The 18,159-nt window shown below is 52.8% G+C and carries 13 protein-coding genes; 6 read left to right on the forward strand and 7 right to left on the reverse strand.

Annotation, left to right across the window (positions count from 1 at the left end; all coding sequences use genetic code 11):
• Positions 1–33: 33 nt before the first annotated feature.
• The gene (locus M4I36_RS06750; protein ID WP_258110969.1) at positions 34–693 is read left to right on the forward strand and encodes a bifunctional 4-hydroxy-2-oxoglutarate aldolase/2-dehydro-3-deoxy-phosphogluconate aldolase; all 660 of its coding nucleotides are present in this window, start codon (positions 34–36) and stop codon (positions 691–693) included.
• Between the two features lie 66 nt (positions 694–759).
• On the opposite strand, the gene M4I36_RS06755 is transcribed toward M4I36_RS06750, so the two are convergent.
• The 6 genes from M4I36_RS06755 to M4I36_RS06780 all read right to left on the reverse strand — a co-directional run bounded on the left by M4I36_RS06755 (position 760) and on the right by M4I36_RS06780 (position 9,701).
• Complete coding sequence (locus M4I36_RS06755) at positions 760–1,923, reverse strand: glycoside hydrolase family 88 protein (RefSeq protein ID WP_258110970.1); 1,164 nt, start codon at positions 1,921–1,923, stop codon at positions 760–762.
• Between the two features lie 39 nt (positions 1,924–1,962).
• Positions 1,963–3,879, reverse strand: coding sequence for a heparinase II/III family protein (locus M4I36_RS06760; RefSeq protein ID WP_258110971.1), 1,917 nt, complete (start codon positions 3,877–3,879; stop codon positions 1,963–1,965).
• Positions 3,880–3,981: 102 nt separating this feature from the next.
• Complete coding sequence (locus M4I36_RS06765; RefSeq protein ID WP_258110972.1) at positions 3,982–4,899, reverse strand: carbohydrate ABC transporter permease; 918 nt, start codon at positions 4,897–4,899, stop codon at positions 3,982–3,984.
• The gene (locus M4I36_RS06770) at positions 4,899–5,795 is read right to left on the reverse strand and encodes a carbohydrate ABC transporter permease (protein ID WP_258110973.1); all 897 of its coding nucleotides are present in this window, start codon (positions 5,793–5,795) and stop codon (positions 4,899–4,901) included. The genes M4I36_RS06765 and M4I36_RS06770 overlap by 1 nt, the downstream gene beginning before the upstream one ends.
• Positions 5,796–5,892: 97 nt before the next feature.
• Positions 5,893–7,227, reverse strand: a complete 1,335-nt coding sequence (locus M4I36_RS06775; RefSeq protein WP_258110974.1) for an ABC transporter substrate-binding protein — start codon at positions 7,225–7,227, stop codon at positions 5,893–5,895.
• A 326-nt stretch (positions 7,228–7,553) separates the two neighbouring features.
• Complete coding sequence (locus M4I36_RS06780) at positions 7,554–9,701, reverse strand: DUF5054 domain-containing protein (RefSeq protein WP_258110975.1); 2,148 nt, start codon at positions 9,699–9,701, stop codon at positions 7,554–7,556.
• A 207-nt stretch (positions 9,702–9,908) separates the two neighbouring features.
• Here M4I36_RS06780 and rnz point away from each other — a divergent pair, with 207 nt between their 5' ends.
• From rnz to M4I36_RS06805, 5 genes are all read left to right on the forward strand, one after another.
• Positions 9,909–10,829, forward strand: a complete 921-nt coding sequence (gene rnz / locus M4I36_RS06785; RefSeq protein ID WP_258110983.1) for a ribonuclease Z — start codon at positions 9,909–9,911, stop codon at positions 10,827–10,829.
• 144 nt (positions 10,830–10,973) lie between these two features.
• Entirely contained in the window at positions 10,974–11,657 is a 684-nt protein-coding gene (locus M4I36_RS06790; protein WP_258110976.1) for a hypothetical protein, read from the forward strand.
• Between the two features lie 389 nt (positions 11,658–12,046).
• Positions 12,047–13,294: an MFS transporter gene (locus M4I36_RS06795; protein ID WP_258110977.1), complete on the forward strand. Its 1,248-nt coding sequence runs from the start codon at positions 12,047–12,049 to the stop codon at positions 13,292–13,294.
• Between the two features lie 234 nt (positions 13,295–13,528).
• Positions 13,529–14,437, forward strand: coding sequence for a sensor domain-containing diguanylate cyclase (locus M4I36_RS06800; RefSeq protein WP_258110978.1), 909 nt, complete (start codon positions 13,529–13,531; stop codon positions 14,435–14,437).
• Between the two features lie 63 nt (positions 14,438–14,500).
• Positions 14,501–14,905 carry a (deoxy)nucleoside triphosphate pyrophosphohydrolase gene (locus M4I36_RS06805; protein ID WP_258110979.1) on the forward strand — a complete coding sequence of 135 codons (405 nt, stop codon included), beginning with the start codon at positions 14,501–14,503 and terminating at the stop codon, positions 14,903–14,905.
• Between the two features lie 2 nt (positions 14,906–14,907).
• On the opposite strand, the gene M4I36_RS06810 is transcribed toward M4I36_RS06805, so the two are convergent.
• Entirely contained in the window at positions 14,908–17,691 is a 2,784-nt protein-coding gene (locus M4I36_RS06810; RefSeq protein ID WP_258110980.1) for a DUF3427 domain-containing protein, read from the reverse strand.
• Positions 17,692–18,159 lie beyond the last annotated feature (468 nt).

Here is an 18,159-nt window from a genome sequence, read left to right on the forward strand (position 1 = left end):
GCCAATTTGCGGTACGAAAAGGAGTGAACAACCATGAGTCGTTCCGAGGTATTGGAAGAAATCAGAACAACGGGATTGATTGCGATTCTGCGTGGATACGCCGGACGAGCAGTGCCATCCATTGTGGAGAGTCTGATTGCAGGGGGCTGCAGAGCGGTCGAAGTGACCATGAATTCGGAGTCTGCGGTCGATTTGATTGCCGAGCTGGCCGAGCGTTTTAAGGGGCGCGCGCGGATTGGCGCGGGAACCGTCCTGAGTCCACAAGATGCAGAGCACGCTATTCGCGCCGGAGCAGCGTTCCTCGTGGCACCGAACCTGAATCCGCAGGTCCTCCAGGTAGCGAATGCCAAGGGCTGTGCCGTCTTCCCTGGTGCTATGACCCCAACCGAAATTGAGCAAGCCTACTCTCTTGGTGCGGACGCGGTCAAAGTGTTTCCCAGCGACGTGCTCGGCCCTGCCTACATTCGGGCGGTGCGTGCGCCGTTGCCGAACATTCCACTCGTGCCCACGGGAGGCGTTTCACAGGCCAATGCCGCCGACTACATCCGAGCCGGAGCCATCGCCGTAGGAGTCGGCAGTCATCTCGTACCCAAAGCCGCGACAGATGGTACCATGCCGCAACTCGTGCAGACCGCGACAGAAGAGTTCCTCGCGGTCATTCAGTCCGCGAAGCGAGCCTTGTCCCCAAGCTGAGAGGACGCGGCGGGCGGGCCTCTGGTTCCGTCCGCCTCCACCTTCTCTGACGGCTGAAAAGATGCGTCACCAAATCTCCGGCTCCATCGTCCCTCGAAGTCGCATCAGCGCCTCCACATAGAAGTAGTCCCCGTAAATGAGCGATGTGTTGACGTGTAAGTTTTCTGGAACATTAGCCGATGCATTCGGAACAATGCCTTCCGAAAAGTTATCCGCGCCCTCCCTACCTCCAACTTCTTGCTCATGCCACTGCACGTGGTGCCACAGGCGCTGTACCCACTCGCGACCGCGAGCAAGTAGGCTTCCATCGGACATCGCGTCCCCAAGGACCAACAGACCACAGGCAGCGATAGCCGCTGCAGAGCTGTCGAAAGCATCGCTCGCTACCCCACGATGGTCAAAGTCCCACGGAGGCATGCAGTCCACTCCCCCAGCCGTCCAGGACGCATCGAAGAAATCCGCCAAGCGCCGCGATGCTCGTGCATAGCGTTCATCGCCTGTGTGCCGAAACTGGTGTGCCAGTCCGCATAGCGCCCAGGCCGCTCCGCGTGACCACGCGGAGTCTTCACGAGCACCCTGACCCGACAGCCTGCCAAGCCGCTGCCCCGTCTCCGGGTGAAACGCCACAATGTGCGCCGTCCACCCATGTGGATGGAGAAACTCGGCTAGCACGGTGTCCGCATGAGCATTCGCGATGTGCGAGAAGCGCGGATCTCCGGTGAAGTTGCTTGCAAAATGGAGTAGCGGCAAATTCATCAGACAGTCGATAATGGCCCATCCTGCCATCTGCCGCGACTCCTCGGTGTTTCCCCAAGCGCGGAGAAAACGCCCGCGCAAATTGAAGCGACTAGCCAGTCGCTCGGCTGCGGTGAGCGCATGCAAAGCCGCCTCGTGGTCAGAGGCCAGCCGATACTGTTGCACCGAGGACAGCGTAAAGAGAAAGCCAGCATCGTGATCGACCCTGGCATCAGCGCGCAACACCCCAACCAAATCCGCTTCGCACCGCTCTGCGATTTGACGGTACGCGTCCAGTCCCAGATATCGATAACCCAGCCAGAGGAGCCCTGGCCAAAAGCCGCCGGTCCACCAGGAAGGCTCCGCCAGAACATACTCACCTCGAACCACCGCGTGCGGAAACTGCGACGAAATTCTCTGCAGCAACCGCTCTATTTTCCCATTCGCATGGTCCAGCGCCAACGTCACCCAGTCGTTCTCTCCAGCCCGTTCCATGCTGGCCTGCTCCCCTTTCCGCAAACACATCTACTGCCGCTAACGCGTCTCGCCCTGTTCGACCAACGCGTGAAAGAGAAACGACACATCGACCTCCACAGAAGCGGGCAGAGGCACGCAGAGCCGATACGCCAAGCTCCCGTTTTCTAAAGGAATCGTCTCCACAAAAGGTTCTCCCGCAGACGAGGGTAGGTCTAAGCGGACGGCCCCAACGTCAACTCGCCACTCCACGTTGCCCGCCTGGACAACGGGAGGTACCGTGCTGATAAAGCGCTCGACAACCTCTGCAGGCCGCTTTAACGACAGGCGGTCGCGCAAGGTCAGAGTGGCGGCCTCCGAATACAAACCGGAGCGCGACGCCTCTGCTCCTCCAACACCGTTCGCACTTTCTGGTTCTGCCATCCGTGAAGACCGTTCGGCGCCCTCGATTGCAGTGGGCGATCCGCTGCGGCGCCACACAAACTCGCGCCGAAACTCCCTCACGGTTTGACTCCGGTAGGCTGCCGACAGGTCGAGGGAGAACGCGACTTCGGGACCATCATTTCGATATTCCAACACCGTGGCCACTGCCTCGCGCCCCTGCTGTTGCTCCTCACCTGCGACCAATGGCACTGAGTGCCCGCGAGACGAGGCTTGCACCGTCTCATAGCGCTGATCCGTGAAATAAGAGCGAGTGTACGGTCCTGCACCGAGATCGGCAAGCAAGGCATGGTGGCCCACTTGTATCAGAAAATGACCTAAGTCGTTGTGATTGTGCGGCTCGTCGTTGTGCCCACCTTTGCTAGCAAAGAGCACTGGGATTCCATGAGCATAGTGCCTCTCAAGCACCACGCCGAGATTTGAGAAGTATTCGTGCGCTTCGGGCAAAGCGCGGCCGAACAAGGTCTTGTCCGTCCACAACACATCGTGAATCGCCGCGGCCGGATTGTGGATGAGCGAAGCGGTCGTGGAAAGAGCTGGTACACGACTGCCAACGCGTTCATGCAATCGGTGCAGCAAGCCCGTAATGGGGCGAAAATGATGGAAGGCATCAGAAAAGTTGAGGAATGTTTCAGACGTCATCTGAACGCGCGCTGGAAAGGATGCAATGGCACGAATGCGCTCGTCTTCCAGTAAATCCACTCCGCCCGCCGTGGCATCGCAAAGCATTTCGGCAAAGTACACAAAGTAACCAAAACCGTATTGCCAATAGGACACTCCTTCAGAGCAGCCACCATCTTCTCCAAAGCCTTCGAGAAAAACCTCCATCGCGGCGATGCACCGATACAAGCATCCGGCCAAACGCTCCCGGTCGTCCATCATCAACAGTGCCGCCATGCCCGTACCACCCGCAGTCACGGAGGCCCAGTTCATCGGAGTCCACTCCCACCACCAACGCTCCGGATGATGAAAGAGCGGGCGAAACAGACGTCTCTCCATCTCCGCGCGCACGCGAAACACGACGTATGGGTGAAGTCGATGCTGCAGCGCGTTGACGACTTCCGCGAGCAGATAGGAGACTTCCGCAGCGAAGATGTCCGCGTGCTCGTCCGGTGGCAACCTGTGCTGAGACGCCGCTTCGACACACACCGGAAGGTGTGCGGGAGCCGCCCAAGAATACTCGTCACAGATGGCCCAAATAAGGTTTTCAATCGCCTCCACATCCATCGCCTGCTCGTCCGCCAAAGCTTCCATGAACAGCACCATCAAATACTTCCGCCGCAAGAGCCACGGCCCTTCGTAGCGCTGCCGCTCGCCCGATGTTGCAAATTCAATGAAATCACGAAACGACAGCGCTGGAGGCGCCTCAGTCCGCGCCGCCGCTGCCAGCGAGCGGATATCCGTACATAGCGGAGTGTCTGACAACCATGTGAGCTTTCGGGTCATCGTCCGGTGCAGATAACCTGCACGCGCCTCGCGCCACGAAGCAGGGTCGGAGAAGAGACTCTCATGCAAGCACGAAAAGGATACAGTCACAAGACACTCCTTTCCCCCCGCTTCCACACAGTGAAACCGGGGTAAGAGACAGCCCATCTTGGTTCATCACACCCCAGCATCGGCACTCGGGTTACCAGCGTATCAGGTGATTTTGCCGAGAACGTTAGAGCCTTCATAGAGATAGCGTTGACTGAAGAAGTAGACCAAGACCATCGGCACCGTGAGCAACATACTGCCCGCCATAATGAGGTTCCACGGTGGTATTTGACCGCGATTTGACGTCTGCGTCATCATGTAAATTCCTAACGCCAGAGGATAGAAACGCGTCTTCGAGATGTAAATGAGAGGTGCCAGAAACGAACCCCAATTGAACGTAAAGGTGAAGACACCCACCGTTGCAATCGGTGCAAACGAGAGCGGCAGAATGATACGTCGCCAGATACCAAAGAAACCGAGACCGTCAATTTTAGCGGCATCGTCCAGTTCCGTAGGGATGGACATCATAAACTGTCGCATCAAGAAAATGTTGTATGCGTTGCCGAACAGCTGCGGAACAATGAGTGGCCAGAACGTGTTAATCCAGTGGAAGTAGCGAAACAGAATGAACGTCGGGATGATGGTAACTTCGTAGGGAATCATCAAAGTGGCTATCGTCATGATGAACAAAATACGCTTTCCTGGCGCCCTCAAGCGCGCGAATGCGAAAGCAGCCATCGAGGACGAGATAATTTGTCCGGCAATGCTCGGAACCACGATGATGATGGAATTCAGAAAGAACTGGCCCATATCGTGATTCGTAAAGATGGACACATACTTCCCGAATTCAAAATGCGTCGGAATGAAGTGCGGTGGAAAAGACGTAGCATATTCATTGTTCGAAAGCGACGTGGTGACCATCCACAGGAGCGGAAGCAGCATCAAGACAGCACCAAAGACAAGAACCAAGTAGACAATGAACTTGTTGGCTGCGGCTTTCGCCAATTTGGCGCGCCGGTAATTGCGATTGTTTCGGTCGTTGTTGGCTGGCACGCCAGGCGTTGTGGTCAGTGTCTGACTCATTACCGCACCTCCCCTTCATAATAGACCCAAGATCTCGACCAGCGAAGAACAACGAGCGTCAAAGCCATGACAAAAATGAAGAAAATCCAAGCGACGGCGGATGCGTAACCCATTTTGAAATAGCCAAAAGCTTCGTGATACAGGTACGGAACCGCCATTACGGCCGCTTTGTTGTCTCGCGCAATAATATACACTTGCGTAAATACTTGAAGGGCACCAATGATGCCATTGATCAGATTGAACAAGACAATTGGAGACAGCATCGGCACAGTAATCATCAGAAATTGCCGAATTGGTCCGGCGCCTTCCATCGCACTTGCTTCATACATGTATTTCGGAATACCTTGGAGGCCCGCTAGAAACAGCACCACACCACTGCCAGCCGCCCACACACCCATCAGAATCAGGCCCGGCTTTATCCAAGCGGGATCGACAAACCAAGCAGGCCCATGAATTCCAAACCACCCAAGAATTTCATTGAGGATACCCGACGGGGCCAATATCCATTGCCAGAGAAAGACGACTGCGACAATGGGCAACGTTGCCGGAAGGTAAAATACCGTTCGGAAAAATCGGCGCAAGATAATATTTTGATTGAGCAACACGGCCAGAATAAGCGCTACCACAATGGACAGAGGAACCAGAATCAGTGCATAGTACGCCGTGTTTCCCATGGCCAGCCAAAATTGCGACGGCCCAAACAACACCCGTTTATAATTGGCGAGCCCAACCCACTGAGCAGGTTGTAGCAAATCCCAATTGGTGAAGCTGAGCACCAAGGAGGCAAGGAGTGGCCCCATCAAGAACACGATGAATCCAATTCCCCAAGGGGTGAGGAATAAATAAAATGCTAACGTTTCTTTCGCCTTCATCGACATTCCTCTCGCCGAGCTCATTTATTCCCCTCCTCCTGTACCAGTGATGTTCGCGAGTGGCGATGACCCGAGAGAGGGCGAGTGCCCATGGCACTCGCCCACCCGCTCGAGAGAGAACTCAGTTGCCAGCGAGAATAGAGTCGACTTTTTTGGTCGCGGCTTCTGTAGCTTTCTTGACCGTGGTGGTACCATCCCAAAGTGGCGTGAAGTCTTCCGAAATGTCTGTCTGCATTTCGTTCCACTGTGGTGGAATCCGCGGCGAGAAGATATCTTGCTGCGACAGCTCCATTTGTTTGTAGCTGAGACCGTCCGGCAATGTCTTCACCCAAGCCGATACATCCGCCTTGTTCGCAGGAATGTCCTCGTGATTCGTGACAATCGGCATTTCTCCGGCCGCACTCGTCATAAACTTGATGACTTTGAATGCCGTATTCTTGTGTGCAGAACCCGATGCGATGGCCAGACCTGTACCCGCTGTGACCATGCTCGGATGCCCTTCTGGAGCCACTGGCACTGGAGCAATTCCGAAGTCCATATGCGCATTCGAGAAGGACGAAATATCCCAGAAGCCAGAGATACTCATCGCGTTTTTATTTTCCAAGAAGAGATTGTCGCGGTTAATGTCGGAACCGTAGTCTGCCCACTGCTTAGCATCCGGAGAGACGTGGTACTTGTAAATCAAATTCCAGTAGAACTGCAAACCTTTCCGGAATGCTGCACTGTCCATGGTTGCCTTCGTTCCCGCTTGGTTCACTTCATGTCCGCCAGCGGAGTGGGTGAACGCAAGATACTCAGGCCACCAGTTGTCTACGGCGCAACCCCATTGAACGGTCTTTCCATCTTTGACAATCGTCAATTTGCGCGCATCCGTGAGAAATTGAGACCAAGTCCACCCGGCCTTCGGATACGCCAATCCAGCTTTCTTAAACATCTTCTTGTTGTAGAATAGCGCGATATAACCGCCGCGGTCTGGCAGGGCATATAGTTTGTTGTTATACATATAACCACTCACATAGCCCTTGGAGTAGATTTGGTGAACGTGCATGTCTGCCTTTTTGACGTAGGACGAGAGACTGATGATGGCTCCTTTTGCAGCCAACGGTGCATAGTCTTGAGAGACTTCGACAATGTCTGGCGAGTCGCCACCCGCAATCATCGTCTCTAACTTTTCATCGTAGTTCGTATTCGGCAACAGCTTGACAGATACCGTCACATTCGGATGCGACTTAGTGTAGAGGTCAGCCCGCTCTTGATATGTCTTTTGGTCGAGCGAGGAGCCCCACATGGTCAGTACCAAGTGAATTTTCTTGGCCGACGAGGTCGTGGCGGCCGGAGTCGAACTGGAACTGTTCGACGTGTTGTTACTAGCGGCTGTTCCGCAACCGGCAACCAACATGCCCACGCCAATGGTCGACATCGCCATGACTGAAACCCGTTTCATTCTTCGATTCAAAATTTCCTCCCCCTTTTCTTTTAAAAACAGCGAGTACACGAACCAACGCCATCGACTCTCCAAAAAGAGACTTGAGAGAAAGCAGTCGCCCGCACTTTTCCCCTGCATACGCTTTCAAGCGTCCGAGAGAACGGCTCGAGATGAGCCCGTTAACAAGCGACCAAGGAATTAGTTATTGTTACTGCATTATAACGATAACATTGAGTCAATTCAACAAAAATTCTCTATCCTTTTCGAAAAAATTTCTATGCCCATAGAATACCTCGATGACAATGGCGAAGCGACAACCCTCATGCCGCTTCGCCCATACCAATGCAGCAGACAACTCAGGTCGAACGCAGCAAAGAGACTCGAAAGCGATACCTCATATCTCCCTCAAACCACATGGGAAAGTTGGTTCCCCACACATTGTTGTGCAAATTGAAGTGAAAAATTCCTGGATTTTGGGCAATGGTTCGGTCGAAGCGGAGAAGTCCTGGAGCCCCGACTGCCACGAGAGGTGCATCGAGAGTCTCAATCAAGGCGCTTCCATCGGCCCCGTTATAGCGAAGTCCTCGTCCAAGTGCATGTAAATTACGATTTCCACCTCTGACCACCTGTACAGGCGAAACCCATTCGCCCAATTTGTGCAGTTGCCAGTTGGTTGGATGGTCAACATTCAGTCCAAAGGAAAACCAACTAGCTTCGGGTAGACGATAAGCATCTTTGTGCAGACAATCGAGACGGATGTCGATTCGTTCGGAAGTCTTTGAAAATGCATATTCTACGACAACCTGCGCCGGAGCACCCGCATCGAGTGTCGCCCATTCCGGAAGTTGCAATTCTGCACGCACGATGTCACAGTCTCCCTGCTCCCAGCGCACGAGCCCACGAGCCACCGCCTCCACTGTGCGGTGATGCACTGGAGGTTCTAGGGACTCAATGCCCGGTTTTCCAAAGTCACACGTAATCCACGTCTCGTATTCCGTTCGTCCACGTGAGCAGTAGTCTTGATACCAGCGGCGGTAATCCTCTGCATCAAAGACCTCGTACGTATACACGCCAAGGCGAATGGCGCCCCCCGCCCAATCGCGTCCAGTCGCATCGCAGAGCTGCGATATCGCCCCGGTGTTGTCCCAGGTCGCGTCAAACAAGCCAAGAGAGTAGCTCTCTCCCGCCACCAGCGGCAGTCTTTTTACACTGGCAACCTCCGTCTCGGTTTGCGTCATCGTCGCCTTCCCGGTCGTCCTATCCTCAGACTGCGCTCGCGATTCGCTCACCAGCAACGCACTCGGACAAAGCGCCGCCAACGCCTCGCTCGCCTCCTCTTCCAGCTCTCGCGGCAAGGCTCGCATTGCCTTTGTCACATAGTCGCGCTGCTCCTGCCAAGATTGCTCTACAAACGAGTAGCTACACTTCTCGTCTCGAGTCTTCCGAGCCCAGTCGTAGACGTATTCACAGCCTTTCGGCGCGAGAACGACCGGTATTTTGTCAGCGCTCCGAGCCTGTCCAAAATCGCCTTTCGCATAGTTCACATAGTCCGTCAGGTAAGTCTTGATATCCACGCCCCAGGTGTGCTCCGGCACGAGTAGCAGCCACTCGCTAAACTCCTTATAAATGGCGCTATCGTCCGCCAATTTCCCCGCCTCGAGCCAAGCATCGCGGCAGCGCAATAGAGCGCGAAATTGCGCAACCTTGAGCGGATCCGTCCCAATTCCATGAATCCACGTGTCTCCAATTTCCTCGCTGACGACTGGCAACTGTTCTTTGACCTTCCCCAGCTTTCGGGCAAAAGCGTCCATCGTGGATGGGCCAATTTCCGCGCCCGGAAACCGCACACCCAGGTCCGCGTACAGCGCATCCAAAGCCTCTGCAGCCTGCGGGCCATGGTTATCGTGGGTATGCGCAAAGACCAGAGCGTCCGGCAGACCCTCGATACAGAGCGCCTCCCCGTACGAGTCGTGGTAAGCCACGATGACCTCCGTGCCGTCTGCCGTGCGCCAGCGGAAAACGGGGGGAACCTGCGGTACGGCTGAACCTGGATTGACGCCAATGTGGAAAAATTCCACTCCATTTTTCGCCAATAGACGCGCCACGGCCAACGTGTGCCCCGGTACGTCCGTCATTTTCGCGGCAACAGTCTGCTTGCCAAACCGCCTGTCGAGCTCTTTCGACAGCGACAAGCCAAACTCGAAGAGTCGTTCGTCTGCCAGTTCTGAATGCATGGTGAACGGAAGTGCGTGCCACGCGATTCGACCAGCCTCAATCGCTTCCTCCATCCGCTTTCGATCCGCTGCACCAGCCACTTTCAAGTAATGATGGATGAGCCAACTGCCCGTGGTCCAAAGAAATTCGCCGGGCCGCTGTTCTGCCAGGTTGAGCGCACGCGGAATGTATTCATCGACGTACGTCTGAATGACATTTTTAGCTAAATCAGTGAATCCGACGTCAAGATGGGTTTTGAAGATAACATGGACCCTCTCGATGCTCGACATCCGCATCGCCTCCTTTTAATTCGCAGAAATAACTTATTGTCCACATTGTACACGCTACCGCCGCACGGCCAAAGTCCTCCACCTGTATGCCCTCGGTATGGTGTCGACTGGCTCCGGTGTATGCTAGGAGCAGAGATACGGTCCAAGCATAAGCTAGGCGCTTCCTTATAGTTCACCAAAAACAACGCCAAAATGGAGATGAGTGCACTGGAACTCTATTTTTTAGGAACTGGCGCAGGACTGCCAAGCAAGGACAGAAATGTGACCTCCATCGCGCTTCGGATGGAACAAGAAACAGCTTCTTTCTGGCTCTTTGACTGCGGCGAAGGGACTCAGCACCAGATGCTCGCCTCACCGTTGAAGCCTGCAAAATTAGAGCGGATTTTCATCACACACCTTCATGGCGATCACGTCTTTGGACTCCCGGGCTTGCTCAGTAGCCGTGGCTTTCAATCTGGAACCGGACCTGTGACGATTTACGGTCCAACCGGTATTCGGTCCTTTGTAGAGATGTCCCTCGAGCTCAGTGAAACACATTTGCCCTACGCCGTAGAAACGGTGGAAATTGACGAGGGCAGCGTGATGGAATGCCCACCTTTCACCGTTCACTGCCGCCGCTTAAATCACGGCATCCCCTCATTTGGCTATCGCCTCGAGGAGAAGCCGCGTCCCGGAGCGCTGCAAGACCACGTTCTGCAGGAATGGGGGATACCCGAGGGTCCACTCTACGGTCAACTCAAAGCAGGGCAGGACGTAGTCCTCGACGACGGTAGAATCATTCGTGCGAAAGATGTTCTCGGCCCCTCCCGGCCGGGTCGCATTATCACGATTCTCGGGGACACGCGCCCGTGCGCTGCCAGCGTCGCCCTGGCCGCCGACTCCACCCTGCTCGTGCACGAAGCTACTTATATGGTTCGAGATGCCAGTCGTGCTCTCTGCTATCATCACTCCACCACCGCAGACGCAGCGAATGTCGCGAAAGCTGCCAATGCCACGAAACTCATAGTGACGCATTTGAGCTCAAGATATCGAGCAGACGAAATGGACAACTATTTGGCCGAAGCAACTGCCATCTTCCCCAATACGCAAGTCGCACGGGATGACTTGTCCGTTCCTCTACCTGTCTAGGCAGAATAAATCGGGCCACGGCACATCTGTCCCCGTTTTCACGCCGCTCTGATGCATAAGATGACAGCACAAGCAGGAGACAGAAACTAAAGGACACTTGACATAAAAGGCTCATCGAAAATGTGGGATTCGGGGGGAATAAACGTGGCTCGATTCGAACGACTGCGCTGGGTGCCCATGCTCATCCGCGCCTACTATGATGCAGAGGCGCGCCTACGCAACCAGGCGGAGAAAGGATTTCCTCAATCCCCGGTCACCGAAGCACATCGCCAAGACACAGGTCGTATAGCGCCGAACGAAACCTCCACTCGTTCTCCCCATCACCCACAGGCCCGAAGAAAAGCGCGAGCGCGCATGTCCAGCCAGCGGATCGGCCAAAAGAGAACAGTCCGCGCGGCGCACTCAGGAAAACGCCGTCAGCCAGAAACGAGAACCAGCACCTCCACCGGAACGACGTCCACTCGTTCCACAGCATCTGGTTCTACAGCATCTAGTTCCACATTGTCTGGCGGCCCGCAGATCTACAGCAAGGCTCGTCTACTCCGCGAACTGCGCGCGGCCAATCAAAAGCTGCGGAGTTTGGACGAAATGCGTCAGCAACTGAATGGCATTGGTCTATCACTTGAAGAATTTGGACGACGGCTCGACGAGTGGAGCGAGAAGTCCACGATGAGCAACAGCCAAGTGACGGCCCCGTCTCCGTTACCTAGGCGCGGCGATGAGACACTGGACGCCCCCCGCTATCCACACGGGCTCACCATGCAGCCGCAGCGTCCTATCAATCCTCACAGTGGCACGCATCCTCCAGTTCTTGCGCCAATGGAATAGCTTCAGCCCGCGCGAACAACGTATTGCAGGAGTTTCAACTCGGCCCGGGGGGTTGACCCACGACAGCGACGACATAAGGACGAACGCTGCCACGGCTTCGAACAACACCGCTTCGGACGGGCACCACCGTGCTAAGACGCCAATTGATTTCCAACTCTACGCAAAGGCACCTCATTCGCACTAAATTCCCAAGTTCATCATCATGCTCACTTCGCCGAATGATGCATCCTGACAGTCGAAACCACCCGAGATAGTTGATTGACAGTGCCATCTATCTACGTTATGATTCGCTCATATATCCGGATATTCGAAGGTATTGAAATTAACCAAGCCAATCGCACGGCTAAAAAGCCGGTGACTGACGATATAGAGGAGATGTACCAACATCCATGACGACAAAGGAACTGGGAATTCGGCCAAATCTACAACAGTTTTTATGGCTTGTCTTCAGTACCATTTTGGTCGGAATGACCGTTGGCTTGGAACGTACTGTGGTTCCTCTACTCGGTAGAGACGTGTACCACATCACTTCGGCGACGCTCATTTTCGCGTTTATCATCGCCTTTGGCGCGACCAAAGCGATTTTGAATTTGGTGGCTGGTCATTTTTCGGATGCCGTTGGACGGCGCCCTGTCCTCATCATCGGTTGGCTACTGGGCATCCCCATGATCGCACTGCTTTTGTTTGTTCACACATGGTCGGCTGTCGTGCTGGCGAACGTGTTTTTGGGTGCGAACCAGGCTTTCTCCTGGACGATGACCGTTACCAAGCAACTCGACCTTGTAGGAACTAGACAGAGAGGACTTGCGATGGGCATCAACGAAGCGACCGGGTATATCGGGGTAGCGATTTCAACAGTCCTGACTGGAATCATCGCTGCCCGCTTCGGGCTCGTGCAGGCACCTTTTCTCTACGGTGGCGCGGTGGTTCTACTAGGATTTGGCATCAGCGTCCTCGTTATCAAAGAAACGCGCGAGCATATGTTGCAAGAGGTAAGGAATCGCGAACAGACTGGGGGTCAGACGGCGAAAGCCAAGGTGAGCGTTGTGCACATCGTGTGGACCACGACAATCGCCAATCCAACACTGTCCGCACTCAGTCAGGCAGGCCTCGTCAATAAGTTGGCGGACACGTTGGTGTGGGTGATGTTGCCCCTTTATTTGGCGCATTTGCGGCTGCCAATCGCACAGATTGGGTACATCGGCGGTATCTATACGATGGTCTGGGGCTTTGCGCAGTTTGGCACCGGGGTTTTGTCCGATGTGGTGGGACGCAAACCGCCCATTTTATCCGGGATGACCCTACTTGGCCTCGGCATCCTGGCTTTCGGGTTGGGCCATTCTTTCCTTTGGTGGATGATCACTGCGGCGGTGATGGGACTCGGGATGGCGCTACTGTACCCCAACCTGAACGCCGCAGTGGCGGACGTGGCACCGCCAGAAATACGTGGTGGGGTACTCGGCGTATATCGACTATGGCGTGATGGTGGTTATGCCATAGGAGGCCTGTTGCTTGGTATCACCAGTCAAACGATTGGGATGCTGCACAGCCTGTACATGATCGGCGTAATTGTGCTGATCTCAGCACTGATCATTTTACTGCGTATGAAAGAAACCCGTCTGAGCACATCTGAGTGACCTGATTGCCACTCGGTGGGGATTTGCCGCCTGCAATCCAGACAAGTTTCCTCCATTCTGTCACGGGCTCTTGCCGCCACTGACGGTTGTTCATGGCCATGCGTGTCGATTCTATCGTGGCCATCTACAAACCGAAACATCCTCGATTCGAACAAACAGCGCGGTACCTCCGCTACTGTGTCTGACTTTTGCTATAATAGAGGCTGTCGAAATTTGCTCGAAGGATGTGAGCCGATGGCAGTTCTTGCATCGCGGCTTGGAAACGACCGTTATCGTGAATCAATTTATGAAGACATACGAGACCTTGTCTTTGTCCTTCAGCACGACCGCATGCTCTTCCGTTACGAGTATATGAATCGTTCCGCCATGGCATCCTCTACTCTCGACTCAACAGCTTATGGAAAGACGCTTCATGAAGCGAATGATAAAAGTGTCGCAGATTTTCTCCAGCCCTTTTACGAACAATGCGCGAGCGGGCGAGACGCCGTCAGCTTTATCTATGAATTTGGGGGAGAGACCAGCCAGACTCTTCTCACACCCCTGTTGGACAACGACGGAAACGTCACCCACATTGTGGCCATTGTGCGAAATGTCTCCGGATTTGCCGACCAAGTAGAAGCATTTCGACATTTGTCCGAAACCGACTCACTGACTGGATTTTTCAATCGACGCGTGCTCTTAGACACTTTTCAGACATGGTCTCAAAAGGCGAATGACCTCCATCAACGTCTGGCCATTTTGGCCTTGGATACAGACGGGCTGAAGTGCATCAATGATCAATTTGGCCACCGAATTGGAGATTTAGTTCTCATCGAACACAGCCGCCGGATGAAGCAAGTCGTCTCACCCCCATTCCCTATTTTCCGAATGGGGGGAGACGAATTTCTCGCGCTGTCCTTGGTCGAAAGTGAGGACCATGCGAAAATACGACTGTCCGAACTGAGACACGTCTGTAATCAAAGCTGGTCTCACGAAGGCATCTCTATTCCTATGGGGATGAGTGTCGGTCTAGCAACGTACCCAGACAATGGAACCGATTTCGGATTGTTATTAGACGTCGCAGACTTAAGAATGTACGAAATGAAAAGAAGCAAGCAAAGTACTACCCCCACCATGGATTCAGAGAAGGACAGGCACGTGTGACTCGTTGAACTTGAATGCGGAGACGAGATGGCCTTACCGATGTGCTCCCTGGAGGCTACCTATATGAAGCAGATTGAAGTTGTCGGTGCTGTCATTGTGAATAGCGAGCGGCAAATACTGTGCGCATTGCGCTCCGCACATAGGTCGTTGGGCGGAATGTGGGAATTCCCGGGCGGCAAAATTGAACCCGGCGAGACACATCAACAAGCTCTAGTTAGAGAAATTCAAGAGGAACTCGGCTGTCAGATTACAGTGGGACAGTTCATAACCGAGTGTTTACACGGATATTCTACCGTCTGTGTTCACCTTTACACGTATTACGCCACCATATCTTCAGGCTCACCTTCTCCAAGGGAACACGAGAAACTTGAGTGGAACCCTGTGATGCGGCTAGGCACCCTGCATTGGGCCCCGGCTGACTTACCCACAGTTCAAATGGTCATTCAAGACTTGTCCGGCACCGATTAATACTACCTTATGAAGTCCATGAACAGGTCATGTGGAACTGGATGGCTTAGCTTCCAAGTGGTATTCATGGGCCTGTTCCCGTGACTCGAAACATAGTTGACTTCACCTAAATACATAAATGGCAATGTCATCCCATGCATTTTTTCGAATTTACGAATAAACAGGTGAATGTGAATGCCACGCTCATCGTGATGAACGTAATCTTGTCCGCGCTCCGATTCATGCGACGTCTGATTCGCACTTTGCCAGTGAAATGTCTGATTATCAATAAATTGATCATGGTATCGCAAGTGCTCGGCCATCTTTTCGCCTTTCTTCAAGTTGATGAACAGTAAGTAGTGATTACGAACCTTACTAATTCCCTCCCTCCAACTCCCCTCTTGAACATTCGCTTGAAACAGAAAAATCAATTCGTTACGCGTATAGTTTTGGTAGAGAATCAAACTCGCTGTATTTCGAAAAAACTCTGTTGGCCTATAGGTCCTTTGAAACTCGATTAACCCATACTCGAGGCGCTGATTCAAGTAAGCCTCGAATTCACTCCATAGTACCCTGATATTGTGACTTAGATGGAAAGTGTCACCCTCCACAGCCCCGAAAATTACACCTTGAGAAGAAGTAGTCTCAGAGAGCCTTAGCATTGCTCTTTCGACATACGGTCGATGTCTCTCTTTACACACCACGTGCCCAAAGCGCTTCAGCAATCGACCGAGTACATCGTCGATTGTTGTCAGCCCATCATGACTCCGGACGCATTCTTGCAAAATCACAAATTCATATGGCCATTTGAGGGGAAACATCTTCTCGAGACGTCTCACAGGGTGCAGATGCTCAATTGAATTAAGAAGTTGACGATCACGCTCATTGGCGTCGCCCATTCGCTCCTTAGTTTCTACCCATGAATTATATCTTGAAATAAAAAAATACAGTCCAGGAGCATTCTCTGTGTACAAGAAATCTTCAATTTCCGGAGGTCGTCCCAACAGAGAGCGAAACTCTCGATATAAGTCCATCAACATGTGATTGCGGTCGAGTCGGACTTCGTCAATTTTCTTTAGAATTTGCTCGCGCGAGACAGGCTCTAAATCTACTGCACAACCTTCTGGTAGATCTGCGAATTCGGTCTCAACCGCTACACGCAGCGAATCCTTGTCAAAGGCTCTGTGGTTAAATTGTCCGGACAAGGCTAGTGGCACTACAAAGGATTTTTGATAGTTACCAATAAAGTCAAGAACCGTAACATATTCCTTATTCTCTGCTTTTCTCAACCCGCGGCCTAGCTGTTGCAAGAAAATAGTCGCAGATTCTGTAGGTCGCAGAAACAACAGTAAATTCACCTTGGGAACGTCGATTCCTTCGTTAAAAACGTCTACTGTGAAAATAATTTGCAATGAATCCAATGGGTCCTCTAAGCGACGAATAACGTCCCGGCGAACATTTGGAGAATCTCTTCCAGTCAATACCGCAGAACGATATCCCCTCAGATTAAACTCTTGAGCCATGAACTCTGCGTGTTCAATCGTCGCGCAAAATCCAAGCGCAATACGCCGGTCGCCATCATGTCCGAATGTTTCCATCATGTCAATCACGTATTTGACACGTTCGTGTGTCCGCAAGGCCCGAACCAAAGCATGTTCATCAAATTGCCCCCCGCGCTGTTCGATATCATCATAGTCTACGGTCGGATCGGCCAATCCGAAGTAATGAAACGGCGCTAGAAGCCCCCCTGCCAGAGCATCCCGGAGACGAATTTCATAAACCAGGTTATAGTCGCACAGCTCTAACACCTCTCGGCCATCCATGCGCTCCGGCGTCGCGGTTAACCCTAAAAGAAATTTGGGTTGGAAGTAATCCAACACGGTTCGATAAGTTTCAGCTTGCGCGTGGTGAAACTCGTCCACCACAATGTAATCAAAACGATCCCGCTGAAAAAGTCTGAGATTCTCCTCTCGATGCATGGTCTGTACCGTGCTGAACAAGAAGGGCTTCTCCCACTGACGTTCAGTCCCGGTAAATTTTCCGCACATGTCGACGTCCCCAAAGACATTAACAAACGTGTTTTTGGCGCCTTCCAACAACTCATCTCGGTGGGCCAAGAACAGCAAAGATTTTGCCTGGAAAGCCTGTGCGTCAAAGGCGGATAAAAACGTCTTCCCCGTTCCAGTTGCTGCAACAACTACGCCCTTTGTGTTACCATCCATTCGCGTCCGTTTCAATGCAGCTAATGCGGATTTTTGCATCTCGTTTGGCGAGATGTTCGCCTCAGCGGAAGATTGGGCTGAGTACGCCAGTTCCAGTTCTGCGACTTCGTCACAATTCTCTTCTCTGAAAACCAGGGATCGCAGTGGTGAAGGATCTGCAGTTCTTGTGTACTGTCTTTCCTGATGGTATTTCTCTTCGTATATGGCCAACAGTTCGTCTGTGACAGGTTGCGAGTGACTATTAGTCCACAATTCTTCGAACTGATTTCCAGCACTGGAATATACAGAAATATGCGACGCACTGGGGAGCTTTACATTCCACTCGTGGCCCGAACGGAGAGCTGAGTTGGACAGGTTAGACGAACCAATGATAACTGTGTTGAGACCTGAATTTCTTTCAAAAAGATACGCCTTTGTATGAAAAGATTCGCGCTCTGCCACAAACATTTTTAGTTTTACATTGTTCAGAGAAGTACGTTTCCTTAATGCCTTGGGCTCCGTGATATGCAAATAGTTCGTGGTCAGAATCCGTACCGGAGTTTGCCTGCGTTCGAGTTCCAGAAAAGACCGCCATAATAATTGCAATCCTGACCACTTCACAAAACTAACCATGAAATTAACACTGTCCGCAGTTAACAATTCGAATTTCAACGTCTTAAACAAATTGTAGTCCTCAGGTCCGACTGCGCGGTTGCTGATAAAGGCAGGGTGGGTAAGATACATACCAGGAAAAAGCGGAATGGGTTCGGCGTCATAACGATAGTGTATGTAATGTAGCGGCGATTCTAATTCGATGTCAACACCAGTCGATACAACTTTCTCACGGAGGAAACTTCGAACCTGTTGCGACAGCTCAACAATGTCATCGAAGCGTTGACTATCTAGGGGCTGCTGAATAAACTAAAAACCCTGTTGCAGCAAGGATTTCGGGCACGATTTGTCGAATTAAAGTGCATGGATTTTGAGCGGATTGAGCAAAAAACCGTGCACTTGGGGGAAGGACATTGTACGCGAATCATCAGGATCAACAAATACTTCCAGGAGACTTCTTTT

Source organism: Alicyclobacillus sp. SP_1 (genome assembly GCF_024706985.1).
In the GTDB taxonomy this organism is placed as follows: Bacteria; Bacillota; Bacilli; order Alicyclobacillales; family Alicyclobacillaceae; genus Alicyclobacillus_I.